Origin of the sequence: Sphingomonas sp. Leaf22, from assembly GCF_001421715.1 — a bacterium.
In the GTDB taxonomy this organism is placed as follows: domain Bacteria; phylum Pseudomonadota; class Alphaproteobacteria; order Sphingomonadales; family Sphingomonadaceae; genus Sphingomonas.
In genome coordinates this window covers 14,358-40,310 of sequence record NZ_LMKP01000001.1, presented here as the reverse complement: position 1 = coordinate 40,310, position 25,953 = coordinate 14,358, and the positions used below count along the sequence as shown (strand labels likewise).

General features: G+C 66.7%; 29 protein-coding genes. 14 read left to right on the top strand and 15 right to left on the bottom strand.

The window, feature by feature from the left end; all coding sequences use genetic code 11:
• Positions 1-52: 52 nt before the first annotated feature.
• Genes ASE70_RS00190 through ASE70_RS00180 form a run of 3 tightly spaced genes read right to left on the bottom strand, consistent with a single transcriptional unit; the run spans position 53 to position 2,012 of the window.
• Positions 53-442: an acyl-CoA thioesterase gene (locus ASE70_RS00190; protein ID WP_056403017.1), complete on the bottom strand. Its 390-nt coding sequence runs from the start codon at positions 440-442 to the stop codon at positions 53-55.
• Positions 429-653, bottom strand: coding sequence for a hypothetical protein (locus tag ASE70_RS00185; protein WP_235512401.1), 225 nt, complete (start codon positions 651-653; stop codon positions 429-431). The genes ASE70_RS00190 and ASE70_RS00185 overlap by 14 nt, the downstream gene beginning before the upstream one ends.
• Positions 654-2,012 (bottom strand): pyruvate dehydrogenase complex dihydrolipoamide acetyltransferase, encoded by a 1,359-nt coding sequence (locus ASE70_RS00180; protein ID WP_056403014.1) that lies wholly within the window; start codon positions 2,010-2,012, stop codon positions 654-656. It lies immediately after the preceding gene.
• 128 nt (positions 2,013-2,140) lie between these two features.
• Between ASE70_RS00180 and ASE70_RS00175 the strand changes: the two genes are divergently transcribed.
• Together ASE70_RS00175 and ASE70_RS00170 are read left to right on the top strand one after the other, a co-directional pair.
• Positions 2,141-2,596: a universal stress protein gene (locus tag ASE70_RS00175; protein WP_056403454.1), complete on the top strand. Its 456-nt coding sequence runs from the start codon at positions 2,141-2,143 to the stop codon at positions 2,594-2,596.
• Positions 2,597-3,003: 407 nt separating this feature from the next.
• Entirely contained in the window at positions 3,004-4,293 is a 1,290-nt protein-coding gene (locus ASE70_RS00170) for a M20/M25/M40 family metallo-hydrolase (RefSeq protein WP_056500176.1), read from the top strand.
• 6 nt (positions 4,294-4,299) lie between these two features.
• Here the strand turns inward: ASE70_RS00170 and ASE70_RS00165 are convergent, their stop codons facing one another.
• From ASE70_RS00165 to ASE70_RS00150, 4 genes are all read right to left on the bottom strand, one after another.
• A complete protein-coding gene (locus ASE70_RS00165) occupies positions 4,300-5,379 on the bottom strand; it encodes an RcnB family protein (protein WP_056500174.1) in 1,080 nt (359 codons plus the stop codon).
• A gap of 104 nt (positions 5,380-5,483) precedes the next feature.
• Positions 5,484-5,966 (bottom strand): GAF domain-containing protein, encoded by a 483-nt coding sequence (locus tag ASE70_RS00160; RefSeq protein ID WP_056500170.1) that lies wholly within the window; start codon positions 5,964-5,966, stop codon positions 5,484-5,486.
• 170 nt (positions 5,967-6,136) lie between these two features.
• The gene (gene arfB, locus ASE70_RS00155; RefSeq protein ID WP_056403003.1) at positions 6,137-6,562 is read right to left on the bottom strand and encodes an alternative ribosome rescue aminoacyl-tRNA hydrolase ArfB; all 426 of its coding nucleotides are present in this window, start codon (positions 6,560-6,562) and stop codon (positions 6,137-6,139) included.
• 1 nt (position 6,563) lies between these two features.
• Entirely contained in the window at positions 6,564-7,217 is a 654-nt protein-coding gene (locus ASE70_RS00150; protein WP_056500167.1) for an RluA family pseudouridine synthase, read from the bottom strand.
• Positions 7,218-7,321: 104 nt separating this feature from the next.
• Between ASE70_RS00150 and ASE70_RS20260 the strand changes: the two genes are divergently transcribed.
• Complete coding sequence (locus ASE70_RS20260) at positions 7,322-8,071, top strand: M15 family metallopeptidase (RefSeq protein WP_056500164.1); 750 nt, start codon at positions 7,322-7,324, stop codon at positions 8,069-8,071.
• Between the two features lie 188 nt (positions 8,072-8,259).
• Here the strand turns inward: ASE70_RS20260 and ASE70_RS00140 are convergent, their stop codons facing one another.
• The 3 genes from ASE70_RS00140 to ASE70_RS00130 form a co-directional block, all read right to left on the bottom strand.
• Positions 8,260-9,252, bottom strand: a complete 993-nt coding sequence (locus ASE70_RS00140; RefSeq protein ID WP_235512400.1) for a glycoside hydrolase family 43 protein — start codon at positions 9,250-9,252, stop codon at positions 8,260-8,262.
• A 142-nt stretch (positions 9,253-9,394) separates the two neighbouring features.
• On the bottom strand, positions 9,395-9,997 hold the full coding sequence (gene wrbA, locus ASE70_RS00135; protein ID WP_056500161.1) for an NAD(P)H:quinone oxidoreductase: 603 nt from the start codon (positions 9,995-9,997) through the stop codon (positions 9,395-9,397).
• A 28-nt stretch (positions 9,998-10,025) separates the two neighbouring features.
• On the bottom strand, positions 10,026-10,724 hold the full coding sequence (locus ASE70_RS00130; RefSeq protein ID WP_056402991.1) for a pirin family protein: 699 nt from the start codon (positions 10,722-10,724) through the stop codon (positions 10,026-10,028).
• 92 nt (positions 10,725-10,816) lie between these two features.
• On the opposite strand from ASE70_RS00130, the gene ASE70_RS00125 reads away from it, so the two are divergent.
• The gene (locus ASE70_RS00125) at positions 10,817-11,719 is read left to right on the top strand and encodes a LysR family transcriptional regulator (RefSeq protein ID WP_056500158.1); all 903 of its coding nucleotides are present in this window, start codon (positions 10,817-10,819) and stop codon (positions 11,717-11,719) included.
• A 151-nt stretch (positions 11,720-11,870) separates the two neighbouring features.
• Positions 11,871-12,572 (top strand): response regulator transcription factor CtrA, encoded by a 702-nt coding sequence (gene ctrA / locus ASE70_RS00120; RefSeq protein WP_056500155.1) that lies wholly within the window; start codon positions 11,871-11,873, stop codon positions 12,570-12,572.
• 555 nt (positions 12,573-13,127) lie between these two features.
• On the opposite strand, the gene ASE70_RS00115 is transcribed toward ctrA, so the two are convergent.
• The 4 genes from ASE70_RS00115 to ASE70_RS00100 form a co-directional block, all read right to left on the bottom strand.
• Positions 13,128-13,796, bottom strand: a complete 669-nt coding sequence (locus ASE70_RS00115; RefSeq protein ID WP_056500153.1) for a L,D-transpeptidase family protein — start codon at positions 13,794-13,796, stop codon at positions 13,128-13,130.
• A 209-nt stretch (positions 13,797-14,005) separates the two neighbouring features.
• Complete coding sequence (locus tag ASE70_RS00110; protein WP_056500150.1) at positions 14,006-15,679, bottom strand: amidohydrolase; 1,674 nt, start codon at positions 15,677-15,679, stop codon at positions 14,006-14,008.
• A complete protein-coding gene (locus tag ASE70_RS00105; protein WP_056500146.1) occupies positions 15,676-16,542 on the bottom strand; it encodes an NAD(P)-dependent oxidoreductase in 867 nt (288 codons plus the stop codon). The genes ASE70_RS00110 and ASE70_RS00105 overlap by 4 nt, the downstream gene beginning before the upstream one ends.
• Positions 16,543-16,749: 207 nt before the next feature.
• Complete coding sequence (locus ASE70_RS00100) at positions 16,750-17,724, bottom strand: SDR family oxidoreductase (protein WP_056500143.1); 975 nt, start codon at positions 17,722-17,724, stop codon at positions 16,750-16,752.
• Between the two features lie 93 nt (positions 17,725-17,817).
• On the opposite strand from ASE70_RS00100, the gene ASE70_RS00095 reads away from it, so the two are divergent.
• The 3 genes from ASE70_RS00095 to ASE70_RS00085 all read left to right on the top strand — a co-directional run bounded on the left by ASE70_RS00095 (position 17,818) and on the right by ASE70_RS00085 (position 20,389).
• On the top strand, positions 17,818-19,059 hold the full coding sequence (locus ASE70_RS00095) for a threonine ammonia-lyase (RefSeq protein ID WP_056401955.1): 1,242 nt from the start codon (positions 17,818-17,820) through the stop codon (positions 19,057-19,059).
• Positions 19,060-19,187: 128 nt separating this feature from the next.
• Positions 19,188-19,976 carry an arginyltransferase gene (locus ASE70_RS00090; protein ID WP_056401952.1) on the top strand — a complete coding sequence of 263 codons (789 nt, stop codon included), beginning with the start codon at positions 19,188-19,190 and terminating at the stop codon, positions 19,974-19,976.
• Positions 19,973-20,389, top strand: a complete 417-nt coding sequence (locus ASE70_RS00085; protein WP_056500140.1) for a hypothetical protein — start codon at positions 19,973-19,975, stop codon at positions 20,387-20,389. Before ASE70_RS00090 ends, ASE70_RS00085 begins: the two co-directional genes overlap by 4 nt.
• Positions 20,390-20,631: 242 nt before the next feature.
• Here the strand turns inward: ASE70_RS00085 and ykgO are convergent, their stop codons facing one another.
• On the bottom strand, positions 20,632-20,757 hold the full coding sequence (gene ykgO, locus ASE70_RS00080; protein WP_055755695.1) for a type B 50S ribosomal protein L36: 126 nt from the start codon (positions 20,755-20,757) through the stop codon (positions 20,632-20,634).
• Positions 20,758-20,947: 190 nt separating this feature from the next.
• Here ykgO and ASE70_RS00075 point away from each other — a divergent pair, with 190 nt between their 5' ends.
• The 6 genes from ASE70_RS00075 to ASE70_RS00050 all read left to right on the top strand — a co-directional run bounded on the left by ASE70_RS00075 (position 20,948) and on the right by ASE70_RS00050 (position 25,926).
• Entirely contained in the window at positions 20,948-21,562 is a 615-nt protein-coding gene (locus ASE70_RS00075; RefSeq protein WP_056500138.1) for a DUF4136 domain-containing protein, read from the top strand.
• Positions 21,559-22,671 carry a M14 family metallopeptidase gene (locus tag ASE70_RS00070; RefSeq protein WP_056500136.1) on the top strand — a complete coding sequence of 371 codons (1,113 nt, stop codon included), beginning with the start codon at positions 21,559-21,561 and terminating at the stop codon, positions 22,669-22,671. The genes ASE70_RS00075 and ASE70_RS00070 overlap by 4 nt, the downstream gene beginning before the upstream one ends.
• Positions 22,668-23,123, top strand: coding sequence for a GNAT family N-acetyltransferase (locus ASE70_RS00065; protein WP_056500132.1), 456 nt, complete (start codon positions 22,668-22,670; stop codon positions 23,121-23,123). Before ASE70_RS00070 ends, ASE70_RS00065 begins: the two co-directional genes overlap by 4 nt.
• Positions 23,124-23,159: 36 nt before the next feature.
• Complete coding sequence (gpmA, locus tag ASE70_RS00060; RefSeq protein ID WP_056500129.1) at positions 23,160-23,846, top strand: 2,3-diphosphoglycerate-dependent phosphoglycerate mutase; 687 nt, start codon at positions 23,160-23,162, stop codon at positions 23,844-23,846.
• A gap of 539 nt (positions 23,847-24,385) precedes the next feature.
• Positions 24,386-24,871 carry a 5-(carboxyamino)imidazole ribonucleotide mutase gene (gene purE / locus ASE70_RS00055; protein ID WP_055995641.1) on the top strand — a complete coding sequence of 162 codons (486 nt, stop codon included), beginning with the start codon at positions 24,386-24,388 and terminating at the stop codon, positions 24,869-24,871.
• Complete coding sequence (locus ASE70_RS00050; protein ID WP_056500125.1) at positions 24,868-25,926, top strand: 5-(carboxyamino)imidazole ribonucleotide synthase; 1,059 nt, start codon at positions 24,868-24,870, stop codon at positions 25,924-25,926. The genes purE and ASE70_RS00050 overlap by 4 nt, the downstream gene beginning before the upstream one ends.
• Positions 25,927-25,953 lie beyond the last annotated feature (27 nt).

Below are 25,953 nucleotides of genomic sequence, written 5' to 3'. Positions count from 1 at the left end.
GCTCGATGCTGCCCGGTCGAGCAGCCGTAATGATTGCAGGAAGATATCAGGATCAGGCGGTGATCGCCCGCGGCTTGCGGTCTTCGTCGATCGCGACGAACACGAAACGCGCCTGCGTCACGCGGTCGACCGCCTCGCCGAACCGATCGCGGCGCCATGCCTCGACCTCGATCGTCATCGACGTGCGCCCGACCTTCACCATGTCGGTATAGACCGACACTTCGTCGCCGACCGCTACCGGTGCGTAGAATTGCATGGCGTCGACCGCGATGGTCACCGCGCGCCCCTTGGAATGACGCGCCGCGACCAGTCCCGCCGCCATGTCCATCTGCGACATGATCCAGCCGCCGAAGATATCGCCATACGGATTGGTATCGGCAGGCATCGCCGTCACGCGCAGCGCAGGCTGGCCGACCGGCGGCACGGCGTTATTCTCGACCATCCTGCATCCCCCCCTTGGCACGTTCCTCGGCCATGGCCCGCTGCGCCTGTCGCACGCCGAGAATGACGACGACGGCCATCGAAACCCATGTCACCAGCCAGATATCGTGCCGACCCCGCGGATAGGACCATGCCGACAGCCAACCGATCCCCCATGCCGCCACCAGTCCGGCAACGACAGAGGCGATTTCGGTCAGCAGCCGCATACGCATTTACGCGATCAGGCCGAGGGGCGACTCCACCAGCGCCTTGAAGAGCTTCAGCATCTCCGCCCCGTCCGCGCCGTCGATCGCGCGGTGGTCGAAGCTGCCGGTCGCAGTCATGACCGTCGCCACGCCCAGCGCATCGTCGACGATGTACGGCCGCTTCTCGCCGGCACCGACCGCAAGGATCATGCCCTGCGGCGGATTGATGACCGCTTCGAACTGCTTGATGCCGAACATGCCCATGTTCGACAGCGACGCGGTACCGCCCTGATATTCCTCGGGCTTCAGCTTGTTCTCCTTGGCGCGGCGGCCAAGGTCCTTCATCTCGGTGCTGATCTTCGCCACGCCCTTGTTCGCGGCATCGCGGATGATCGGCGTGATGAGGCCGGTCGGCGTCGACACTGCCACCGACACGTCGGCGCGCGAATACTGCACCATCTCGTTACCGAGGAAGGTGACGTTGCACTTGGGGCTGTTTTCCAGCGCGACGCCCAGCGCCTTGATCAGCAGATCGTTGACCGACAGCTTCACGCCGCGCGCGTCGAGCGACTTGTTCAAATCGCCGCGCAGCTTGAGCAACGCATCCAGACGGATATCGACCGTCAGATAGATGTGCGGAACCTGCTGCTTCGATTCGGTCAGGCGACGCGCGATCGTCTTGCGGATGTTCGACAGCTTCTCGACCGTGTGCGGGATCGAATCGTCGAACCACACCGCCGCGGGCTTGGGTGCTTCTGCGACCGGAGCGGGAGTTGCCGCGGCGCTCGGTGCGGGCGCAGCCGATTCGGTCTTGGGCGCGCTCGCCGCACCCGGCTTTGCGTTCTCAACATCGGCCTTGACGATGCGGCCGTTCGGGCCGCTGCCGGCGATACCCGACAGCTCGAGGCCCTTGTCGGCGGCGATCCGGCGCGCCAGCGGGCTGGCCTTCACGCGACCACCATCGCTCTGCGCGGCACCGGCACCGGCCGGACGGCCGTGGTCCGACGTACCCGCAGGAGCCGGCGCGGCTTCGCTGCCGGTCTTGTTCGGATCGGTCGGGTCGGGCTTGCCCTTGAACTGGTCGTCGGCAGGCTCGGGCGTTTCCGCCTTTGTGGGCGCAGCGTCGATCGCCGACGCATCCTCGCCCTCTTCCAGCAGGATCGCGATGACCGCGCCGACCTTCACATTGTCGGTACCCTCGGCGATCAGGACCTTGCCGATGGTGCCTTCATCCACGGCTTCGAATTCCATCGTCGCCTTGTCGGTTTCGATTTCCGCCATGATGTCACCGGATTTGACGGTGTCACCTTCCTTCACCAGCCATTTGGCCAGCGTCCCCTCTTCCATGGTCGGGGACAGGGCGGGCATCTTGATCTCGATCGGCATGGGGCAGATTGGTCCTCTCAGGCTCGTCGCGCCTCTTCGCTGTCGGGCGCGTCCGGGTCAAGCCCCGGTACAGCTTGCACGACGCCGCCGAACCGGCGCATGAACGCCGTTCCGGAGCGGAGGACATCGTGCGGACATATCTGGTCGTCGTCGACGAAAGCCCCGAAAGCGCCGTTGCGCTCCGTTTCGCCGCCCGTCGCGCGGTCAAAACCAATGGTGGCGTCGAGGTATTGGCGCTGGTCGAGCCGCAGGAATTCGCCCCTTGGGGCGGCGTGCAGGCGACGATCGAGGAGGAGGCGACCGAACGCGCCGAAGCCTTGGTACAGGCGGCGGCAGGCACGCTGATCGCCGAGTCGGGACTGCAACCGCATCTGACGGTCCGCACCGGCGACGGCCCGCGAATCGTGCGCGAGATGATCGCCGCCAATCCCGATATCGCCGCGCTGGTGCTGGGCGCCGCCGCGACCGGATCACCGGGACCGCTGGTCACCCATTTCGCCGGAACCGATGCCGGCGCGCTGCCCGTCCCGTTGATGATCATCCCCGGCAGCCTCGATCGTGCCGGGATCGACCGCCTGAGCTGATCGCCGGACAGCCGGCGTTCAGCTTCGCAACGTCATGCAGCGATAGAGATACCGTGCGGGGGAGAGCGTCGCTTGCGAGTCGCGCTCGATCCCCCGCGGGCTGCTGCTGTTCGCCGGATGTCCGGCAGCGTCCTCTCTTATTATTCAGCGCAGCACTGGTGAGGGGCCGTTAGCGCGGAAGCGGCACAAAAAAAAGGGCCGGCAAAGCCGACCCTGTAAAGTTTTAGGAGAGGATGCCTGAAAGGCACAGTCGTTGTGCACCGCACCCGGTCCGTTAGCAATTGCAAAAAACGAAACCAAACATTCTATTTAGACAATTTAACCATCCGGCCGGTGGGTTTTCGCGCGCAACGGGTATCTGCCGAAACCGGTTGAGCCGCTGCGGATAAGATTGCATCCTCCCGCAAATGCGCCAGATTCTGCTCCTGCCCGCCCTGTTGCTCGCCACCGCCGCCCCGGCCCGCGACGCCCCCAAGCCCGATCGGCTGCGCGCCGACGTCGCCAGATTGGTCGGCTTTGGCACGCGCCATACCGCGTCCGACTCCGATCATCCGACGCGCGGCATCGGCGCGGCGCGGCGGTGGTTCGCCGACGAACTGACCCGGATCGGACGCGATTGCGGTGATTGCATCACCGTCGCGAACATCGCGCGCGGCTTTACCGGCCCCCGTGCGCCGCAGGGCGTGAACGTCGTCGACGTGCTGGGCTTCCAGCGGGGACGCGATCCCCGCCGAGTCGTGATCGTCATGGGCCATATCGACAGCCGGGTCAGCGACGTGATGGACGCGACCAGCGACGCGCCGGGCGCGAACGACGATGCGTCGGGCGTGGCGCTGATGCTGGAGGCGGCACGTATCCTGTCGAAGGAGAAATTCGACGCGACCATCGTCTATGCCGCGCTGTCGGGCGAGGAACAGGGGCTGTGGGGCGCGCAACTGCTGGCCGACACCGCCCGGGAAAAGGGCTGGGTGGTGACCGCCGTGCTGAACAACGACATCGTCGGCAACACCATCGGACAGGATGGTCGCCGCGTCGCCGACCGGGTGCGCGTCTTTTCGGAAGGCATTCGCGCGTCCGAATCGATCGATCAGCAGATCGCCCGCCGCGCCGCCGGTGGCGAGTACGATGGCCCGTCGCGCGCGCTGGCCAAGACCGTCGATGTCGTGGCCGCGACCCTGCCCGGCGGCGTCGACGCGTTTCTCGACCGACGGCCCGACCGCTTCGGCCGGGGCGGCGACCACGAACCGTTTCTGAAGCTGGGCTATCCTGCGATACGGTTTTCGGTCGGTGTCGAAAATTACGATGCGCAACATCAGGACCTGCGCCGCGACGGAACGCGGATCTATGGCGACACGATCGACCGGATGGACTTTTCTTATCTGGCGAAGGTCACCGCGCTGAACGTCGCGACGATCGCCCGACTGGCCGCCGCACCGGCCGCCCCCGTGACCGCATCGATCGAAGGTGCGCTGTCGACCGACACCAAGGTCCGCTGGTCGCCGGTCGCGAACGCCGCCGGCTATCGCATCCGCTGGCGGCGCAACGATGCGCAGGCGTGGACCGAGCAGCGCGACGTCACCGGCGTCGAAGCGGTGCTGAAGGGCGTCATCGTCGACGATCACTTCGTCGCGGTGTCGTCGCTGTCGGCGAACGGTGCGGAGAGCATACCGACCTTCGCCGGCAGCCCGCCCCGCTGACCTTTTCTACCGCCGCAACATCTTCGACCGATACACCCGCCGCGGCGCAGCCCGCCGCGGCTCATAGGTCACGACGTCCTCGGTCGTCGTCGTGACCACCGTCGGATGCTCGACCGTCACCGTCGTGATCGTGCGGGGCGGATAGTAATAGCCATCGGCGACATACCCCCCCGCCGGCCCCTCGGTCGTGGTGGTCGTCGTGGTGTAACTGCGCGCGACGGGCGCCGCGCCGATATGCCGCTCGACATAGCGCGTACGGGACGGCGGAGGCGGTCCGATCGGCTGCACCTGCTCGCGCATCGGGCCGAACACGACCTCCGGCGCAACGGGCAGGTCGTCGAAGCCGTCGTCATGGCGATCGTCGGGCGCAATCGGCACGTCTTCATACGGCAGCGGATACTCCGCCCCGTAACCCGGCTGCGGCGGGGGTGGCGGCGGCGGCGGAGCGCGGCGATCCTCGGCCCGGTCGATCGCGGTGCCGGCCAGCGCGCCGACCCCGGCCCCCAGCACCGTACCGCCCAGCCGGTTGCCGCGTCCGGCGATCACGTTCCCGGCCACCGCGCCCGCGACACCGCCGATCACGGCCCCGCCGATGCCGTCATCGCGCCGTTCGGCCGCATAGCGTTCATAGTCGCGATCGTCGCGGACATAGCGCCCGGTATCACGCGCGTCCCAATCAAGGCCGCTGCGAACGTCATAGACCCGCCCGTCGCGATCGGCGAGCACGGCATCGTCATAATAGCGATACCAGCCATAGCCCGCCTGTGGCCGGCTCAGCCCATAGCCCGACCAGTCCTGAATGAAGAAGCTCGGGGCGACCCAGTAGCGCGGCAAGACCCAGCCGCGCGCCGGCGGGCGATACGCCGCCCATCCGCCCGGCGCATAGGTGCCGCCGACCCAGCGCCCGCGCACCTTCCCGCCCCAACGCGGTCCGGGCAGGTTCACGCGCGGCGCACCGGCCTGGACCGCCGCCCCGCGCGGCAGCGCCGCAGGTGCCTGCCCCACGCGCTGCGCCTGTGCGACACCGATGGTCAGGCCGGAGGTGGCAAGGAGCGCAACGGCGGCAGCAAAGAACGGCGTTCGCATCGGCCGAAAAACTCCCTGAACGGCGAAACAACGGTTCGACGCCCTATCATGCCGCCCGGTTCCGGGCCAATCCGGTGCCGGTGTCCCGCCCGTCCCGTGCCGGGTCAGGCGATCCGTGGCCCCAGCACCGCGACCAGTGCCTCGCATCCCGCCCGATCCGCATCATCGAACCGTCCCGGCAACGGGCTGTCGAGGTCGAGCACCCCGATCAGCCGCTCGCCGACCACGACCGGCACCACCAGTTCGCTGCGGCTATCGGCGTCGCAGGCGATGTGGCCGGGAAACGCATGGACGTCGGCGACCAGCTGGCTTTCGCGCGAAGCCGCTGCCGTGCCGCACACCCCGCGCCCCATCGCGATGCGGATGCACGCCGCCTTGCCCTGAAACGGGCCGAGCACCAGTTCGTCCCCGACCAGCCGATAAAATCCCGCCCAGTTGAGATCGGGCAGATATTGCATCAGCAATGCCGACGCATTGGCCATGTTGGCGATCGCGTCGCGCTCGTCCGCCGTCAGCGCGTCGAGCGCGCCGAGCAGGTCGCGGTACAGGTCGCCCTTGGCGCCGGTGGCAATATCGAACTGGTACATGCCTCGCGATGTAGGCGGAACGGAGCCGCGTTCCAATCCTCCCCGCTCGCGGGGAGGGGGACCAGCGAAGCTGGTGGAGGGGGATCGCCACGCAATGCAACCGTTCCGTATGCGGACCTCCCCCTCCACCACCGCTTCGCGGCGGTCCCCCTCCCCGTTCCGGGGAGGATCTAATCCATCCGCACTTTGCCCCGCCCGGCCTTGACCTGCGACCGCCCCTTCTTCGCATCGACCCGCCGTACCTGCGACGCCTTGGTCGGTTTGGTCGCGCGGCGCTTCTTCGGCACGATCGTCGCCTCGCGGATCAGGTCGAACAACCGCTCGCGCACTTCGCGCCGGTTCATCTCCTGCGATCGCGACCCATCGGCGCGCAGCGTCAGCACCCCGTCCTTGGTCAGTCGCGATCCCGCCAGCACCGCCAGCCGGTTCTTGACCGCATCGGGCAGTCCCGGCGACGCACCCACGTCGAACCGCAACAGGACCGCGCTGTCGGTCGTGTTGACATGCTGTCCGCCCGGACCCGACGCACGGGTAAAGCTTTCGACCAGCTCGCCGCTATCGATCGAGATCGACCGGGTGATCGGGATGCGCGGCACTTTAGATTTCGTCGAACCCCGCCGCGACGAAGCTGCGCGGCCACGGCGCGGTCACGTCGATCGCGGGCTTGTTGTCGCGCGGCACCATCAGGCCGACGGCGTGGAGCAACATGCCGCTTCGCCCGCCCTGCCCATAGACCGGATCGCCCGCCACCGGACAGCCCAGCCCCTCGGCCATGTGTACGCGGATCTGGTGGGTACGGCCCGTTTCGGGGAACAGCGCGACCAGCGCGCGGTCGCCGACCGTCCGCAGGACGCGCCAGTTGGTCCGCGCCGGCTTGCCCTTCGCATCGCCGACCATCCGCCAGCCGTCCTCGATGCTGCTGACCTTGGCCAGCGCCATGTCGATCTCGCCCGATTCGCCGGCGGGGATACCGTCGAGGATCGCCAGATAGCGTTTGGTCACCCGCCCCTGTTCGAATGCCTGCTGGAACCGGGCATGCGCCTTGGGATTGCGCGCCAGCAACAGGCAGCCGCTGGTATCGCGGTCGAGCCGGTGTACCGGCGTCGGTTCGCGTTGGAAGGTGAAGCGCAGTTCGTCCGCGCGGCTGACGATGCTGGGCGATCCGTCACGAGGCGGATCGACCGGCAGGCCGGCGGGCTTGTCGAGGACGATCGCTTCGCCGTCGATGAACAGGACTAGGTCGTCGAGCATTTGCCTCCCTTGCCATCGTTGGCGACGCCGTGCCAGTGCGCTCGCGCGGTCAACCGCCCAAGCCGGAGACCATCGTGCGTCGATCCTTCGTCCTTACCTGTCTCATGATCCCGCTCGCCGGCTGCGCGCCAGCGACGCCGCAGGCTCCGGTGCCGGTCGCTGCGCCCTCCCCGGTCGCCACGCCGGCCGCGCCGCCACCGGCAGCGATCCCGACCCCGTCTGCTCCGGTCACCGGCCCGGTCGCGCTGTGCGGACGCGGCACCGTCCAGCGTACCGCCGACGGTCGCCTGTTCCATCATTTCCCCTATCCCGACACAGCGGCAAGCACGCTGATCGACGCCCCGCCGGCATTGGGCGCGTCGTGCAAGGTCCACCCGGCGATGCTGCCCGACCTCACCCGCCTGCTCGCCGCTGCCGATGCCTATCCGGTGGTCGCAGGCACGGTGCGCGCGGTATCGTGCCATCGTTCGGTCGCGCTCCAGCAACTGACCTTTTGCGGCGGTATCGGTCCCGATGGCTCGGGCAGCTTCGCCGAACGCTCCTGGGCCTCCGCCCCGCCGGGGTTCAGCGAGCATTCGACCGGTTACGTCATCGACTTCGGCAGTGCGACCGCGCCTGCGTGCGATGCCGACGCCTGTTTCGGCGCTACCCCCACCGGCCGCTGGCTCCGCGCCAACGCCGCCCGGTTCGGTTTCGAAATGTCGTTCCCGGCGGGCAACAAACAACAGGTGAAATGGGAACCGTGGCACTGGCGCTGGGTCGGCACGACGGCCAGCGAAGCCGGCACAGTCCCGGCACGAACGATGTTCGCGAAGGCTCGCGCACGGTTTCCGGCCGAACCGAAGGTCGACTGATCGGCGACGAAAAGAATTAATGGGTTCACGCGGAGGCGCAGAGACGCGGAGGAGTTCCGCGCGTGACAACCTCACCCGCGTCAGCGGGCCTCATTCGTAGCAGCCGCAGACCCGGTCTACCGTTCGCGGATCGGTCGCCACGATCGAGCCTCTCTGCGCCTCCGCGCCTCCGCGCGAACCCATTCTTCCTACTTGGCGGCCGTAACCCCCGCATCGGTCTGCACGACCGGCTTCATCGTCCCGTCCGGGTTATAATACAGCCGCTCGACCGTCACCGCGCGCCGCCCGATCGCACCGTTCAGGTCGCCGATCGCCAGTGTGGCGTTGTGCAGGAACAGATACCAGTCGCCCTTGAACTGCGCGATGCCGGGATGGATGGTGAAGCTGTATTTCCCCGAGTCCGTAAGCTCGCCGCGATAGGTCCATGGCCCCTTGATCGACGGCGCGGTTGCATAGGACACACGTTCGTCGCGATGCTTCGACCGGTCGAGCGAGGCGTAGGTCAGGTAATAGGTGCCGTTCCGCTCGTGCAGCCACGGCCCTTCCTCGAAATGCGGCGGGGTGATGTCGGTGATCGGCCCGTCGATCTCGATCATGTTGGGCTTGAGCTTCGCGATATAGCATTGCCGGTTGCCCCATGCGATCCACGTCGTCCCGTCGCGGTCGGTGAAGACGGTCGGATCGATATCCTCCCAGCTATGCGTGCCCTTCGGCGTCATCTGGTTGGTGATCAGCGCCGACCCCTTGGCATCGACGAACGGGCCGGTCGGCTTGTCCGACACCGCCACCGCAATTGCCTTCCCCGGATGGGTGTCGTCATGCTCGACCGCGGCATAGAACCAGTATTTGCCGTTCTTCTGGATCGTCTGCGATGCCCAGGCATCGGCCTTCGCCCATTTGAAGTCGGCAACCTTCAGGATCGGGCCGTGATCGGTCCAGTGGCGCATGTCGGTGGTCGAATAGACCAGCCATTCGCGCATGTTGAACATCTGATCGCGTTCCGCCTGATCGTGCCCGACATACAGGTACAGCCGGTCGCCGACGACCAACGGCGCGGGATCGGCAGTGAACTTGTCGCGAATGATCGGGTTGCTGCCCGCTACCGGTGCCGCACGATGCTGCGCCGGCGCTGCTCCCGCTACCGCCGCCAACGCCACGGCCATCCATCCCAAATTACGCACGCGCCTCTCCCGTCCTTGTTTTGACGGGATGATAACCGATAGCGTTACCATTCCAACCATTTACGGTCATGGCCCGGGCTGATTTCCGACCCGCCGCACCGTCGATGGAAAAGGGGCGACCCGTGGGCCGCCCCGTTCCTTCTTATCCGAACACCTTGGCCGCGAGTTCGGCGATCCGCTTGCCCTGATGCCGGGCACCGCCCAGTTCGATCTCGGTCGGCTGACGGCTGCCGTCGCCGCCGGCGATCGTCGACGCGCCATAGGGCGTGCTGCCGTTCACTTCGTCCAGCCCGGTATGGCCTTCATAGGCATAGTCGAGCCCGACGATGGTCAGCCCATGATGCATCAGGTTGGTGATGATCGAGAACAGCGTGGTTTCCTGCCCGCCATGCTGGGTCGCGGTCGAGGTGAAGGCACCGCCGATCTTGCCGACCAGTCCGCCCTTCGCCCACACGCCGCCGGTCGTGTCCCAGAACGCGGCCATCTGGCTCGACATCCGGCCATAACGCGTGCCGGTCCCAACGACGATCGCGTCATAGTTGGTCAGTTCGTTGGGATCGGTCAGCAACGCGTGATGATCGGCAACGACGAAGCCCGCCGACTTGGCGACCTCGTCTGGGGCCGTCTCGCGGACGCGGCGGACATCGACGTCGGCCCCGCCCGAACGGACGCCTTCGGCAACGGCGTCGGCCATCTTCGCGATATGCCCATAGGACGAATAATACAGCACCAGAACCTTGGCCATGTGGCGATACTCCCGTTCGGTTGTTCGGTTATTCGGAATCGACCAGGACGATTTCGGCGTCCCTGGTCGCGGTGATGGTGACGGTCTGCCCGCCGACCAGCGCGGCACCGTCGCGCGCCTCGAAGGCGACTCCGTCGATGGTGATCGCGCCGGTTGCCGCGACCAGATAGGCGTGACGCCCTGCCCCCACGCTATGTTCCACGCTTTCCCCGGCCTTCAGCGTCGCGCCCAGCACGCGGGCGTCGGCACGGATGCGCAGCGCATCGCCGTCATCGTCGAAACCGCTGGCCAGCACGACGAACTTACCGGAGCGTTCGCCCTTGGGAAACGGCTTGGCGCCCCAGGTCGGCGCGCCGCCCTTCTGGCGCGGTTCGATCCAGATCTGGAAGATGCGGGTCGTTTCCGGCTCCAGATTATATTCGGCATGGCGCACGCCGGTCCCGGCGCTCATCACCTGCACGTCGCCCGCCGCCGTGCGGCCCTTGTTCCCCAGCGAATCCTGATGGGTGATCGCGCCCGACCGGACATAGGTGATGATTTCCATGTCCTTGTGCGGATGCGCCGGAAAACCGCTGTTGGCGGCGATCTCGTCGTCGTTCCACACCCGGATCGCGCCCCAGCCCATCCGCTGCGGGTCGTAATAGTTGGCGAAGCTGAAATGATGGCGGGCGTTCAGCCAACCGTGATCGGCATGGCCCAGGCTGGTGAAGTCACGTTTGTCGATCATCGTCGATCTCCTTGCTTGACCCCCAAGATAAGCACCGCGATCATGACGTAAATGGAAACGTCGGAAACCGATCGTTTCGTGATGGAGGGTATATGCGGCTTCCTGATTTCGAAGCATGGGCGATGTTCGCCTGCGTGGTCGAGCATCGCTCGTTCAGCGCCGCCGCCCAGTCGATCGGTGTATCGAAGGCGACGGTGTCGAAAGCCGTCGCCCGGCTGGAAGTGTCGCTCGGCACCACCCTGTTCCACCGCACCTCGCGCCGGCTGACGCTGAGCGACGCCGGTCAATCGCTGGCGGAACGTGCCGGCCGCATCCTTGCCGAGGCACAGGCGGCGGAGGAACAGGCGCGCGACGCCGCCGCCGCCCCGACCGGGCTGGTGCGGGTCGCGGCACCGATGTCGTTCGGCCAGACCCATGTCGCCCCGGCCGTCGCCGACTTTCTGAAGGCGCATCCGGGCGTCGAGATCGACCTGACCCTGTCCGACGCCAAGGTCGACATCGTCGCCGATGGCATCGACATCGCGCTGCGCATCGCCGAACTGCCCGACAGCTCACTGCGCGCGCGGCGGCTGGGTCCGGTTGCGGTACGGATCGTCGCCTCGCCGGACTATTGGCAGGCGCGGGGCCGCCCCACCCATCCCGCCGATCTCAGCAGTCATGCCTGTTTCCGCTACACCAACATGCCCAACCCGCTCTGGCATTTCCGGCGCGGCGAAGAGGAAGTGAGCGTCCGGCCCGGCGGCCCGCTGGCGGTGAACAATGGCGAGGCGATGTTGCCCGCGCTCCGCCTCGGTCTCGGTGTCGCGCGCCTTCCCGACTTTCTGGTCGATGCCGATATCGCCGCCGGTCTGCTCGAACCAGCGCTGCCCGACTGGTCGAACGGGGCGGTCGCGTTGCACCTGCTGACCCCGCCCGGCACGCTGCGTCCGGCCCGTGTCGCGGTGCTGATCGACTTTTTTTCCAGCCGCTTCCGGACGCTTTGCCCCCGTGATTAGAAGGGGAATCATGCGCCCAACTTAACCAACAGATTTTAGGGAACATTTCACATTAGTGGGAAATTAACCTTTTGCGTTCAGAGGTGTTTACGTTAATGTTTTGGTCGCGCGCAGGGTTTTGGAACGCGTGCCGCGAAACGGGGGACTGCCGATGCGCGTGCTACTGATCGAGGACGAGCCGAATACCGCCAAGGCGATCGAGCTCATGCTGACGACCGAAGGGTTCAATATCTACACGACCGATCTGGGCGAGGAAGGCCTCGATCTGGGCAAGCTGTACGATTACGACATCATTCTGCTCGACCTGAACCTGCCCGACATGCACGGCTATGACGTGCTGAAGAAGCTGCGGGTCGCCCGGGTGCAGACGCCGGTCCTGATCCTGTCGGGCATCGATGAAATGGATTCGAAGGTCCGTTCGTTCGGCTTCGGCGCCGATGATTATGTGACCAAGCCGTTCCACCGCGAGGAACTGATCGCGCGCATCCACGCCGTCGTCCGCCGGTCGAAGGGGCATTCCCAGTCGGTGATCCGCACCGGCAAGCTATCGGTGAACCTCGATGCCAAGACGGTCGACGTCGACGGCGCGCGGGTCCATCTGACCGGCAAGGAATATGCGATGCTCGAGCTGCTCTCGCTGCGCAAGGGCACGACGCTGACCAAGGAAATGTTCCTCAACCATCTCTATGGCGGGATGGACGAACCGGAACTCAAGATCATCGACGTCTTCATCTGCAAGTTGCGCAAGAAGCTCAGCATGGCCTGCGAAGGCGAGAACTATATCGAAACCGTCTGGGGCCGTGGCTATGTGCTGCGCGAACCCGAAGAAGTGAGCGAAGCCGCCGTCGCCTGACGACCCGGCGGCGACCTCCCCCGCGCGCAATGTTGCCTCGGCGAAAGACGGGGCGATTGCGTTTTCGGGCGGTTTGGGACCGACGAAATCTCGGACCGACGCGGACGCTCCCGATTATTGCAGGCCGAAGCGCTATAACCACCCGTTGCCCCGGACTTGATCCGGGGCCCGCTTTGTACCGATTACCATAAAAAGGGCGACCCCGCACCAAGCCGGGCCCAATGCAAAGGTCGCGCCCGACCACTGCGTGACCGTACCCTCGCGCAGGCGGGGGTCCAGAGCCAAGCACAAGAACGGCCTTTGTCAGCGGCCCTGCCGATGTCTCGATCATCCCCGGTGCGACGAGCCCATCGCCATCACCGCAAAACCCTCAGCGGGAACGCTATGCAGTTCGCTCGGCGCAGGAATAGCGTTCCATCACCTTTCGTCACTCCCGCGAAGGCGGGAGTCCATACACGCCATCGTCGCGGATTCAGCCAAACCCTCGGCGTCCATGGATTCCCGCCTGCGCGGGAATGACCAAATTCCGTGGTTATGACTGAATATCGATCGGTCCTACGTAATCGCCCCACCCATCGCCAACCGCTTGCCGTTGGTGATGATCACCCGATCGCCCACCCGCGCCGCGCCGAACAGCTTCTTTGCAAAGGCGGTGGGGACGCCGATGCAGCCATGGGTCGCGCCCCCCTCCTGCACATCGCTGCCATGGATCGAAATGCCGTCAGTGGTCAGCCGCAACATGTACGGCATCGGCGCGTCGTACAGGTTGCTGACATGGTCCGCATCCTTCTCGGTGATCTTCAGCGCGCCGAGCGGCGTCGGTTTCCAGTCCGCCCCGTACAGCACCACCGCCGCGCCGATCTCATAGCCATCGCGGAACACCGACAACACCTGCGCATCGAGGTCGATGGTCACGACCAACGGCCCTGATGCCGGTGCCCCATCCTCGTCCCAAACCCAACGGCCATGGGTGAACGGCCCCTCGATCGGCAGTACGCGGCGCACGACCATCGCCTCGGGTCTGACGATCGATGAAGCGGAAGCTGCGGGCGTCGGCATGGGCTTCGCTTGCACGACCGGCGCGCCAGCCACCGAATCAATCCGCTTCGGAGCTGGCGGCGCCACCTGCTCGGCCCGCAGTACCAACGCCGCCCCGCCGGCCGCCGCACCCGCGACGCCGACCAGCAACGCAATCCCTACTCCGGTCCGCCAAGACGCCTGCATCGATCCTCCTGTTAGACGACCGATCTAACCCATTTCGCTTACCAAATCCTCCCCGGCACGGGGAGGGGGACCATGCACAGCATGGTGGAGGGGGCTGTCCGCGTACGGCACGGTTGCGTTGCGTGGCACACCCCCTCCACCACCGCTTCGCGGCGGTCCCCCTCCCCGCGGGGCGGGGAGGATTGAAATGCGCCGGCCCGAACCAGCGCTTACCGCCCGGCCTCGGCCTTCGCCTTCTCGACGATCGGCCACGCCTTGTACCCGCCGACCCAGGTTTCGATGACCCTGGTCGCGCGCAGGTCGGCCGCACTCGCCGCCACCGGATCGCGATCGACGACCAGGAAATCGGCCTTCTGCCCCGGCAGCAGCGATCCGAACCGCTGTTCGGCGAACCCGGCGAACGCCGCATCCTGCGTGAACGCCTTCCACGCCTGTTCGCGCGTCACCTTTTCCTCGGGACGCCACCCGCCCGGCGGCTGGCCATTGGCGTCCTCGCGCGTGAACGCCGCCGCCCAGCCGATGAACGGGTTCGGATGTTCGACCGGATAGTCCGATCCGAACGCCAGCCGCCCGCCATCCCGCAGCACCGTCGCCCATGCATAGGCCCCGGTCAGCCGCGCCGGCCCCAGCCGCGCCTCGGCCATCGTCCGGTCGCCGGTGGCATGGACCGGCTGCATCGACGCGATGATGCCGTTTTTACCCAGCCTTGGCAGATCGGCCGGGTCGAGCACCTGCGCATGTTCGATCCGCCAGCGGCGATCGTCCTTGTACGACGCCGCCAGTTCGTCGATCGCGTCGAGCACCTGCCGGTTCGCGCGGTCGCCGATCGCATGGATGGCGAACTGGAACCCGTCCATCGTGCCGCGGCTCAACAGGTTCAGCAGCGTCGTATCGTTGATGAACGACAGCCCGCTCTGCTTGGGCGCGTCGGCATAGGGTGCCTTCAGCCACGCTCCGCGCGACCCCAGCGCGCCATCGGCATACAGCTTGATCCCACCCATGCGCAGCCGGTCGCCATACAGCCACGGCGTCGGCCCCGCGCCGGCGATCGTCAGCGCCGGTTCGAGGCCCGCGGCATAGCTCATGATCCGCACGCGCAACTGGCCGATATCGCCCATTCGCCGGAACACCAGCCAGTCGTCGACCGACGTTCCCATGTCCGCCGTCGCGGTGATGCCGTTCGACAGCAGCATGTCCTGCGCCTTCAGGAACGCGGCATTGCGTTCGCGCGGCGACGGTTTGGGTTTGGCGGCATCGAACAGGCTGGCGGCATTGTCGACGAACACGCCCGATGGCTGTCCGTTCGGCAGCAATTCGATGCGCCCGCCCGCCGGGGCGACGGTCTTCGCCGTGATCCCCGCCGCCTTCATCGCCGCGCCGTTCGCCCACACCGCATGGCCATCGGCACGTTCGAGCAGCACCGGCTTGTCCCCGGCCGCCGCATCCAGTTCGGCCGCGGTCGGGAACCGGCCCAGCCCCCATGCCTCCTGATTCCAGCCACCGCCGACGATCCACTGCCGGTTGCCGTTGCTGCGCGCATAGGACTGGATCGCCGCCTGCGCATCGGCCAGCGACTTCGTATTCGACAGGTCGAGTTCGAGCGCACGATAGCCGAGCGACATCACATGGCCATGCGCGTCGATCATGCCGGGCATCACGACCCGCCCGCCCATGTCGCTGCGCCAGTCGAGCTTCTTCGGGGCCTTCTCGCCCTTGGGCACCAGCCGCACGACCTTGCCCTCGCGGTCGATCAGGATGCCGCCGAACCGCACCACCTTCCCCTGCGAATCCAGCGCGACGCCGTTGATGTTGTCGACCAGCCCGTCAGCCTGCGCGGTCCCGGCCAAGAGCAGCGCGGCGACGGTCAGGGCATGGCGAATCATTTCGCGATCCTTCGCACCAGCGCGCTGGTATCCTGCCGCCCGCCACCCATGGCCTGCACCTCGGCATAGAATTGGTCGACCAGCGCCGTCACCGGCAGCGTCGCGCCGTTGCGCCGCGATTCGTCGAGCGCGAGCCCCAGATCCTTACGCATCCAGTCGATCGCGAACCCGAAATCGAACTGATCCTGCGCCATGGTCGGCCAGCGATTGACCATCTGCCAGCTTTGCGCCGCCCCGCCCGATACCGCTTCCAGCACCTTGTCGAGATCGAGGCCCGAGCCTTGCGCGAACCGCAATGCTTCGGACAGGCCGCCCAGCACGCCCGCGATGCAGATCTGGTTGACCATCTTGGTCGTCTGCCCCGCACCCGCGTCGCCGACATGCACGATCCGCTGCGCATAGGCCTGCATCAGCGGCTCGGCAGCGGCGAACGCCTCCGCGCTGCCCCCGCACATGATCGACAGCTTGCCATTCTCGGCCCCGGCCTGTCCGCCGGACACCGGCGCGTCGAGGACCAGCAGCCCCTTGGCCGCCCCCGCCTCGGCCAGTTCGCGCGCGATCGCGGCCGACACGGTGGTATGATCGGCGAACAGCGCGCCCGCCTGCATCGCGCCGAACGCGCCATCGGTACCCAACGTCACCTGCCGCAGATCGTCGTCGTTGCCAACACAGGCGAACACCGCCTCCGCCCCCGAGACGGCCGCCGCCGGGGTATCGGCCACCTCGCCGCCGTGCTTCGCTGCCCACGCCTCCGCCTTGGCGCGGGTACGGTTATAGACGGTGACCTGATGGCCGGCGGAAAAGAGGTGCCCGGCCATGGGCGCGCCCATGACGCCGGTGCCGATGAATGCGAGTTTTGCCATGGGCGTCGGATCTATGGACTTAGCAGGCCATGGGAAAGGGGAGATGTGTCAGGCGTACGGTTCGCCCAGCCCCATCGTCATTCCCGCGCGCGCCTCGTCATTCCCGCGCAGGCGGGAATCCATATGCGCTAACGTTTCAACTCTATCGCTGACATCGGCGCGTATAGACTCCCGCCTTCGAAGGGAGGGCTACCGTAAGGGGCTATATCAAGCCGGCTGCCCACCCCCACCGGTCGCCCCGAAAATTTGCCCCGTCGAAAAGCTGTTCGCCGGATCGGCCGCCGCGACATACAGCCCGGCAATCTCGGCCGGCTGGCCCGGCCGCCCCAGCGGACTGCTCTTCCCGAACGTCTGCTGCTTTTCGGGCGTAGCGCCGCCGCTGACCTGCAACGGCGTCCAGAACGGTCCCGGCGCGACCGCATTCACGCGAATCCCCTTCGCCGCCAGTTGCTTGGCCATCGCCTTGGTAAAGTTCAGCACCGCGGCGCGGGTCAGCGCGTAATCGACGATATCGGGCGATGGATCACCTGCCTGCTCGGACGAGGTATTCACGATCACCGACCCCGCCCCCATCCGCTCGACCGCTGCCTTGGTCAGCCAGAACGGGGCATAGACGTTGGTCTTCATCGTATCGTCGAAATCCTGTGACGAAATCGACGCGATATCGGGCCGGGTCTGCTGCCGCGCGGCATTGTTGACGAGAATGTCGAGCCCGCCCAGCTGCGCCGCCGCCTGCTGGACCAGTTGCCGGCAAAAGCCTTCGTTGCGCAGGTCGCCGGGGATCGCCACCGCCTTGCGCCCCGCCGCACGGATCAGCGCGACGACTTCGCGGGCATCAGGTTCTTCGGCGGGCAGGTAGTTGATCGCGACATCCGCGCCTTCGCGGGCATAGGCGATGGCCGCAGCGCGACCGATGCCGCTGTCCCCGCCGGTAATCAGCGCCTTCTTGCCCGTCAGTCGACCCGATCCCTTATAGCTTTGCTCGCCATGGTCGGGCCGCGGGCTCATCTTTGATGCCAGCCCCGGCCATGGCTGGCGCTGCACCGGAAACGGCGGCTTGGGATAGGCGGCGGCAGCGGCGGTGGTCGGCTGCGTGCCCTGCGCGACGGCAGGCGCGGCACTGGCGGCCACGCCGGCAAGGGCGGCGCCCGCCACGAAGGTGCGGCGATCGGTATCGGTCATGGTTCGGCTTTCCGGCTGGAGCGATGTCACCCAAGCAGACGCGCGCCGGGTCGACGGGTTCCCCTTGTCCGCCAAATCGGCTACCCGCCCGCGATGGCTACCAACCCGATCGCTCCGTCCGCCCTGCCCCTCACCGTCGACGATGTTCGTACCGCGGCGATGCGGATCGGCGGCTCGATCGTGCGCACGCCGACGCTCATCAGCCGGACCCTGTCCGACCTGACCGGCGCGACCGTCTATCTGAAATTCGAAAACCTTCAGTTCACCGCCGCTTACAAGGAACGCGGCGCGCTCAATACCCTGCTGCAACTCGACGAGGCCACCCGTGCCAAGGGCGTTATCGCCGCCTCCGCCGGCAACCATGCGCAGGGCCTTGCCTATCACGGCAACCGGCTGGGCGTGCCTGTCACCATCGTGATGCCGCGCCCGACTCCGACCGTGAAGGTCATGCAGACGCAGAGCCATGGCGCGACCGTCGTGCTGGAGGGCGAAACCTTCGATGCGGCCTATGCCCATGCCCTGAAGCTGGAGGCCGAACAGGGCCTGACCTTCGTCCACCCGTTCGACGACGCCCGGATCATGGCGGGCCAGGGCACCGTCGCGCTCGAAATGCTGGAGGACGTGCCCGATATCGACACGCTGGTCGTGCCGATCGGCGGCGGCGGCCTCATCAGCGGCATGGCGACCGTCGCCCGCGCGGCCGATCGCAGGATCGAGGTCGTCGGCGTGCAGGCCGAACTGTTCCCGTCGATGTACAACCGCCTGCACGGCACCACGATGGAGTGCGCGGGCGATACGCTGGCGGAGGGGATCGCGGTCAAGCAGCCCGGCGGCCTGACCGCGCAAGTCGTGGCGGCGCTGGTCGATGACATCGTACTCGTCAGCGAACGCCAGCTGGAAGAAGCCGTCAGCCTGCTGGTCCAGATCGAAAAGACCGTGGTCGAGGGAGCCGGTGCCGCCGGTCTCGCCGCGCTGCTCGGCCATGGACAGCGGTTCAGGGGCAAGACCGTCGGCATCGTGCTGTGCGGCGGCAATATCGACACCCGCCTGCTCGCCAACGTCCTGCTGCGCGATCTCGCCCGGTCGGGTCGTCTCGCCCGTCTGCGCATCCGGTTGCAGGACCGCCCCGGCGCGCTGTTCCACGTCGCGAAGATCTTCCACGAACACACCGTCAACATCATCGAAGTCTATCACCAGCGCGTCTTCACGACGTTGCCGGCCAAGGGCCTCATCACCGACATCGAGTGCGAGACGCGCGACCGCGACCATCTCGACCGGCTGATCGACGGCCTGCGCGCCGGCGGTTATGAGGTCAGCACGGTCGAGCTGGCCTAGCGCCCGATGTTCCGGAACGGGAAGCGGTCACGCGGATAAACAATCGTGACCCGCTTTCCGTCGGTTAGGATAATCGCCATATCTCCGGCGCTACGCCCGTTCGGCATGTCTGATCGAAGGAACCCTGGGTGACCGCGCCGTTTCGTTTCCCCCGCTTCTTCGTCACCTCGCCCGCGCCCTGCCCCTATCTGCCGGGGCGGCAGGAGCGGAAGGTGTTCACCGAACTCAACGGGCCCCATGCCGACGAACTGAACGATGCGCTCGGCCGGATCGGGTTTCGCCGCAGCCAGTCGGTCGCCTATCGCCCCAGCTGCGTCGGGTGCAGCGCCTGCGTGTCGGTGCGGGTCGTCGCCAGCGACTTCACGATGAACGCGACCCAGCGCAAGCTGATGCGCCGCCATGCCGATCTCGACATCCGCGCGTGCAAGCCATGGGCGACCGACGAACAATTCCGCCTGCTGCGGCGCTATCTGTCGGTGCGGCATCCCGGCGGCGGCATGACCGCGATGGACGAAACCGATTTCGCCGACATGGTCGAACATTCGCCGGTCAGCTCATGGGTGATCGAATATCGCGAACCTTCGGTCGACGGCGTACCCGGCAGGCTGGTCGGCGCGTGCATCACCGATGAACAGGCCGACGGGCTGTCGATGGTCTACAGCTTCTTTGAAACCGATCCCGAAGCGCGCGCCGGCCTCGGCACGTTCATCATCCTCGACCATATCCGCCGTGCGCGCGCCACCGGCTTGCCCTATGTCTATCTCGGCTATTGGGTGCAGGGATCGCCGCGCATGACCTACAAGACCAAGTTCCGCCCGCTCGAAATCCTCGGACCGGCGGGCTGGACGGTACTCGACGACGCGACGGCTGCCGCAGCGGCCGCGGTCGGATCGGCGGGCACGGCGGTCCCCGCATGATCGCGGCGCTGGTCGCGCTGGCCTTCGTCGCGCAGGCGGCGCGGCCGCCCGTATTCGATCAGCGCCGCATCGACCTGCTGCAATTCGAAGTCCGCCTGCCCGAGCCGCTGAGCGCTGCCGACCGGGCCAAAGCCGTCGCGACCTTCACCGCCGACACCCGCACGATCCGCGCCTGCCCCGACGCCGCCCGCGTCGCAGCACGCTACCGGGAGGACCGGATCTTTTCCGGCACCCTCACCTCGCGTCCGAACGTCCCCTATGCCGCCTTGCCCGCGCCGCTCCGGATCGAACTGGCGAAGGTACCGACCGGCCGCGCGACCCGCCCGTTCGGATCGAGCAAGGAATTGCGCGTCCTGATCGCCTGTTCCGAACCGAAACTGCCGCGAAACGCCGCGTCGCAAGGGACGATCTAAGGCCCCGTCCGTGGGTCTTCCCGGACGATGTACTTCCTCTCGTCACCCTCGCCCAGGCGGGGGTCCAAACACGCCGACGTCGCTGGTCTGACCGAAGCAGCAGCGTCTATGGCTTCCCGCCTGCACACCAAGAATGAAATTCGCCAAACCCACAACACGAAAAGGCACCCGACCCACCAAGGGTCAGATGCCTGTCCGAATCACCCACCGGCACAGCCCGATCGGGCCGCACCGACCGCGAATCAGCCCTGGCGGGCCTTGAAACGGCGGTTGGTCTTGTTGATGACGTAGATACGGCCGCGACGGCGGATCACGCGGTTGTCCCGGTGGCGATCCTTGAGCGACTTCAGCGAATTGACGATCTTCATGTCACGGCTCTCAAACGGCAAAAGGGCCGCTCGCACGGCCGGAAAAGATGGCGTCCAGCTATCGCCGGCCGGGCCGTTCGTCAAGAGCGGAACGGCGTCCGATCGAAACACCAGCGCAATGAACCCTTCCGTGGCCGATACGCGTTTGGCATTTCAGCAATCGGTCGTGTCGTAAACGAAGGTGAGTCGCATGAACAAGGCGTTCGGGATCGGGGTGATGGCCGTGGCGGCGGTACTCGCATCGGGCTGTACCACCACCGGATCGCGCGTCCGCCCGGTCGATGTCACCCGCTTCCACCTCAACCAGCCGGTCGCGCGGGGCAGCTTCTCGCTCGAACCGCTGTCGACCAACGGCAGTGTCAGCCCCGAATTCCAGAACTACGCCAACGCCGTCGGTCGCGAGATGGAAAAGATCGGCTTCGTCCGCGCCGGCACCGGCCCGTCCGACCTGATCGTTTCGGTCGGCTTCACCCGCGCCACCCGCGGTTTCGTCGAGAAGCGACCGCCGGTGTCGATCGGCATCGGCGCGGGCGGTGGCGGCGGTGGCTGGCGCGGCGGTGGAGTCGGTCTGGGCGGCGGAGTCGGGTTCGGCATCGGCGGCGGACAGCGCGAAGTCGTCGGGACGGAAATGATGGTCCAGATTCGCCGCCGCAGCGATTCGACAACCATCTGGGAAGCACGTGCAGTCACCGATTCGCTCGAAAACACGCCGGGCGCGCAGCCGGTGTTCCAGGCGGATCGTCTGGCGAACGCGATGTTCCGCAACTTTCCAGGCGAGTCGGGAATCACTACGACGGTGAAATGAGCATCACCATCAACGCCGCGTTCGACAGCGGCAATATCCGCCTGGTCGCCATTCAGGGCGACGTGATCGATCTGGAGATCGTCGCCGACCACGCGTCCGACTTCTACCAATGGTTCCATTTCCGCGTCGCCGGCGCCCGCGGGCGGACGCTGACCTTCCGCGTCGTCAACGCCGGTGGATCGGCCTATGCGTTCGGCTGGCCCGGTTACGCCACGCGGATGAGCACCAACCGCACGGCATGGCGACAGGTCGATACCGGCTATGCCGACGGCGTCCTCACCTTCAACGCGACCTTCGACACCGATCTCGCGTGGTTCGCGTATTTCGCGCCCTATACCATGGACCGCCATGACGACCTGATCGCGCGCATCGCAGCACTGCCGGGAGTCGCCCACTGCGAACTGGGCCAGAGCCTCGATGGTCGCGCGATCGATTATCTGACGCTCGGCAATGGCCCGTTGCAGGTCTGGGCCTATGCCCGCCAGCATCCCGGCGAATCGATGTGCGAATGGTTCATGGAGGGGCTGCTCGAACGCCTGACCGATCCGGCCGACGCGGTTGCCGCCGATCTGCGGCAGCGCATGACCTTCCACTGCGTCCCCAACATGAACCCCGACGGGTCGTATCGCGGCCATCTGCGCACCAATGCCGCGGGCGTGAACCTTAACCGCGAATGGCACGCCCCCTCGGCCGAGCGCAGCCCCGAAGTGCTGTGCGTCCTCGGCCGCATGGACGAAACCGGCGTCGACATCGCCATCGACGTCCATGGCGACGAAGCGATCCCCGCCAACTTCATCGCCGGCTACGAAGGCATCCCCAACTGGACCGACGAGCATGGCGCGCGCTTCACCGCGTTCGGTGCGGCATGGGCGGCGGCTACGCCCGATTTCCAGACCAAGCTCGGCTATCCCATATCGGCCGCCGGCCGGGCGAACCTGTCGATGTCGACCAATCAGCTCGCCAACCGGTTCGGCGCGCTCGGCATGACGCTGGAAATGCCGTTCAAGGATCACGATCCCAATCCCGATCCCGAATTCGGCTGGTCGCCCGAACGGTCGAAACGGCTGGCGCATAGCTGGCTGGAAGTGCTGGCGGACATCACGCGGTGATCGTCCGTCCGGGAGGCCTCGACCATCCGGCGACTGCCGCGCTGCTGGCGGCGCATCTGGCCGATATGCACGCCAGTTCGCCGCCGGGCAGCGTCTATGCGCTCGACCTGTCGGGGCTGGCGACGCCCGACATCGCGTTCTTCACCGCGTGGGACGGCGACGACCTGCTCGGCTGCGGTGCCTTGCGCACGCTCGACGACGGTACGGGCGAGGTGAAATCGATGCGTACCAATCCCGCGGCACGCGGTCGTGGCACCGCGCAGGCGATTCTCGACCACATCATCGGCCATGCGCGCGCGGCAGGCCTGACCCGCCTGCTGCTCGAAACCGGCACCGGTACGATGTTCGATGCGGCCCACCGGCTGTACGCCCGCAACGGCTTCGTGCCCTGCCCGCCCTTGGGTGGCTACGTTGCGACCGCCTTCAACCGGTTCCTCTCCCGCCCGCTTTAGGCTAGTCGCGACCCCGACAACCGCAATGGAGGCCACATGCCCACGCTCGTCCTGATCCGCCACGGCCAGTCCGCCTGGAATCTCGAAAACCGCTTCACCGGCTGGTGGGACGTCAACCTGACCGAGAAGGGCGAGGGCGAAGCCAAGGCTGCGGGCGAGTTGCTCGCCGAAAAGGGCCATGATTTCGACGTCTGCTTCACCAGCTATCAGACGCGCGCGATCAAGACGCTCAACCTCGCGCTGGAGGCGATGGGCCGCCTGTGGCTGCCGGTCGAAAAGGACTGGCGTTTGAACGAGCGGCATTATGGCGGCCTGACCGGGCTCGACAAGGCGGAGACCGCCGCACGCCATGGCGACGAACAGGTCAAGATCTGGCGTCGCAGCTTCGACGTGCCGCCGCCGCTGCCCGAAGCCGACAGCCCATGGGACCTGTCGGCCGACCGCCGCTATGCCGGGATCGACATTCCGCAGACCGAAAGCCTGAAGGACACGATCGACCGCGTCCTCCCTTATTGGGAAAGCCGCATCGCCCCCGAACTGAAGGCCGGCAAGCGCGTCCTGATCTCGGCGCACGGCAACTCGCTGCGCGCGCTGGTGAAGCATCTGTCGGGCATTCCCGATGACGAGATCACCGGCCTCGAAATCCCGACCGGCCAGCCGATCGTGTACGAACTGGCCGACGACCTGACGCCGACCGACCGCTATTACCTCAGCGAGCGGTAAGCGCGTTCAAGCCGCTTCCTGAGGAGGGCGCGACGTCCCGATAACCCGTCACCCCAAGGTCCCGCTTCTGATCGACCGCAGCGAAGAAGCGGGACCCCGGATCAAGTTGGGACCTGTACGAAAGTTGCCGGCTTAGCCGAAAACGCGCCGTACCCCCGCGCAGGCGGGGGTCCAGAGCCCAGCAAAACAACGGCTTGCGATCGGGACCCTGGACCCCCGCCTCCGCGGGGGTCCGGCAGGGGGCAGGAATCGGTACGTTCGCTCAAGTCCCGATCAAGTCCGGGGTGACGCAATACGCGGGCCGAGCGACGGCAACAAAAAACCCTGTCCTACACGTAAAAACCCCGCCAAACTCCCTGCCGGCCCCAAATCCCGGCCGCTGCTCTTTGACCTGACAAAACATCCACCGCACAAACTGCGCACGAGTGTGACCTTTGTGACCTTTGGGCATTGGAATACGCCGCTGCGGCATCCTTCCGCTTGCCCTGTTTCGGCCCCTTGCCTAAGCAGCGCCCTCCCCCAAGCGTTACGGGCAGACAATGAACGACGCACCGTTGGTCGGCATCATCATGGGCAGCACTTCCGATTGGGAGACGATGCGCCACGCCGCCGAAACCCTGACCAAACTCGGCGTTCCGCATGAGACGAAGGTCGTCTCTGCGCACCGCACCCCCGCCCGGCTGGTCGACTATGCGACGACCGCGGTTCAACGCGGGCTGAAGGTCGTGATCGCCGGTGCCGGCGGCGCGGCCCACCTGCCGGGCATGGTCGCGTCAATGACCCGCTTGCCCGTACTGGGCGTGCCCGTCGAATCGCACGCACTGAAGGGCATGGATAGCCTGTTGTCGATCGTGCAGATGCCCGGCGGCGTGCCGGTCGGCACGCTGGCGATCGGCAAGGCGGGGGCGATCAACGCCGGCCTGCTCGCCGCCTCGATCCTCGCCACCGCCGACGATGCGCTGGCCGAACGGCTCGACGCGTGGCGGTCCGCGCAGACCGATGGCGTGGCGATCGATCCGCAATGATCCCGCTGCCCCCCGGATCGACGATCGGCATCATCGGATCGGGTCAGCTCGGCCGGATGATCGGCGTCGCCGCCGCGCAGCTCGGCTACCGCATCCATGTCTATGCCCCCGACAGCGGTCCGGCCAACGACATCGCCTTCGCGCACAGCCGCGGCGACTATGACGATATCGACGCGTTGCGCGCCTTCGCCCGGCAGGTCGACGTCGTCACCTACGAATTCGAGAATATCGCCGCCGCCCCGATCGAGGCGCTGGGCGACAAGGTCCGCCCGTCGGCCCGCTCGCTCGCGGTCGCGCAGGACCGGGTCCGCGAAAAGCGTTTCGTCGAGGGACTTGGCGGCCGTCCCGCCCGCTGGGCCGACGTGTCCGACCGCGCCGCACTCGACGCGGCGATCGACGCCGTCGGCTGTCCGGCGGTGCTCAAGACCACCCGCTTCGGCTATGATGGCAAGGGGCAGGCACGGCTGCTGTCCGCCGCCGATGCCAGCGCGGCGTGGCTGGCGATCGGCGGCGGACCGGCGATCCTCGAAGCGTTCGTCGACTTCGAACAGGAATTCTCGGTCGTGCTGGCACGCGGTGTCGATGGCGCGGTCGCGCTGTATCCGTCGCCGGCGAATGTCCACAAGGACGGCATCCTCGACACCTCGACCGTTCCCGCCCCGTCGATCGAACCGTGGCGCGCCGAGGCCGAGGCGCTGGCCTGCAAGGTGGCCGACGCGCTCGACCATGTCGGCGTGCTGACGCTAGAATTCTTCTGCGGGGCCGACGGCGCGGTGTTCAACGAAATGGCCCCGCGCGTCCATAATTCCGGCCACTGGACGATCGAAGGTGCGGAGACGTCGCAGTTCGAGAACCATGTCCGCGCGGTGCTGGGCCTGCCGCTCGGCGGCACCGACCTCACCGGAACGCGGGTCAAGATGACCAATCTGATCGGCGACGATGTCGACCAGTGGCAGGCGCTGCTGACCGAACCCGGCGCGCACCTTCATCTTTACGGCAAGAACGAAGCCCGCCCCGGCCGCAAGATGGGCCACGTGACACGGGTCGAACGTTAAATCCTCCCCGGCACGGGGAGGGGGACC

Coding starts and splice junctions, on each gene's coding strand:
- ASE70_RS00085 (WP_056500140.1), top strand. CDS start 19,973: ATGATCGCGGCGCTGGTCGCGCTGGCCTTCGTCGCGCAGGCGGCGCGG.
- ctrA (WP_056500155.1), top strand. CDS start 11,871: ATGCGCGTGCTACTGATCGAGGACGAGCCGAATACCGCCAAGGCGATC.
- ASE70_RS00190 (WP_056403017.1), bottom strand. CDS start 442: ATGGTCGAGAATAACGCCGTGCCGCCGGTCGGCCAGCCTGCGCTGCGC.
- ASE70_RS00075 (WP_056500138.1), top strand. CDS start 20,948: ATGAACAAGGCGTTCGGGATCGGGGTGATGGCCGTGGCGGCGGTACTC.
- ASE70_RS00105 (WP_056500146.1), bottom strand. CDS start 16,542: ATGGCAAAACTCGCATTCATCGGCACCGGCGTCATGGGCGCGCCCATG.
- ASE70_RS00185 (WP_235512401.1), bottom strand. CDS start 653: ATGCGTATGCGGCTGCTGACCGAAATCGCCTCTGTCGTTGCCGGACTG.
- ASE70_RS00165 (WP_056500174.1), bottom strand. CDS start 5,379: ATGCGAACGCCGTTCTTTGCTGCCGCCGTTGCGCTCCTTGCCACCTCC.
- ASE70_RS00070 (WP_056500136.1), top strand. CDS start 21,559: ATGAGCATCACCATCAACGCCGCGTTCGACAGCGGCAATATCCGCCTG.
- purE (WP_055995641.1), top strand. CDS start 24,386: ATGAACGACGCACCGTTGGTCGGCATCATCATGGGCAGCACTTCCGAT.
- ASE70_RS20260 (WP_056500164.1), top strand. CDS start 7,322: ATGATCCCGCTCGCCGGCTGCGCGCCAGCGACGCCGCAGGCTCCGGTG.
- ASE70_RS00125 (WP_056500158.1), top strand. CDS start 10,817: ATGCGGCTTCCTGATTTCGAAGCATGGGCGATGTTCGCCTGCGTGGTC.
- ASE70_RS00170 (WP_056500176.1), top strand. CDS start 3,004: ATGCGCCAGATTCTGCTCCTGCCCGCCCTGTTGCTCGCCACCGCCGCC.
- ASE70_RS00100 (WP_056500143.1), bottom strand. CDS start 17,724: ATGACCGATACCGATCGCCGCACCTTCGTGGCGGGCGCCGCCCTTGCC.
- ykgO (WP_055755695.1), bottom strand. CDS start 20,757: ATGAAGATCGTCAATTCGCTGAAGTCGCTCAAGGATCGCCACCGGGAC.
- ASE70_RS00110 (WP_056500150.1), bottom strand. CDS start 15,679: ATGATTCGCCATGCCCTGACCGTCGCCGCGCTGCTCTTGGCCGGGACC.
- ASE70_RS00160 (WP_056500170.1), bottom strand. CDS start 5,966: ATGTACCAGTTCGATATTGCCACCGGCGCCAAGGGCGACCTGTACCGC.
- gpmA (WP_056500129.1), top strand. CDS start 23,160: ATGCCCACGCTCGTCCTGATCCGCCACGGCCAGTCCGCCTGGAATCTC.
- ASE70_RS00115 (WP_056500153.1), bottom strand. CDS start 13,796: ATGCAGGCGTCTTGGCGGACCGGAGTAGGGATTGCGTTGCTGGTCGGC.
- wrbA (WP_056500161.1), bottom strand. CDS start 9,997: ATGGCCAAGGTTCTGGTGCTGTATTATTCGTCCTATGGGCATATCGCG.
- ASE70_RS00150 (WP_056500167.1), bottom strand. CDS start 7,217: ATGCTCGACGACCTAGTCCTGTTCATCGACGGCGAAGCGATCGTCCTC.
- ASE70_RS00050 (WP_056500125.1), top strand. CDS start 24,868: ATGATCCCGCTGCCCCCCGGATCGACGATCGGCATCATCGGATCGGGT.
- ASE70_RS00180 (WP_056403014.1), bottom strand. CDS start 2,012: ATGCCGATCGAGATCAAGATGCCCGCCCTGTCCCCGACCATGGAAGAG.
- ASE70_RS00130 (WP_056402991.1), bottom strand. CDS start 10,724: ATGATCGACAAACGTGACTTCACCAGCCTGGGCCATGCCGATCACGGT.
- ASE70_RS00095 (WP_056401955.1), top strand. CDS start 17,818: ATGGCTACCAACCCGATCGCTCCGTCCGCCCTGCCCCTCACCGTCGAC.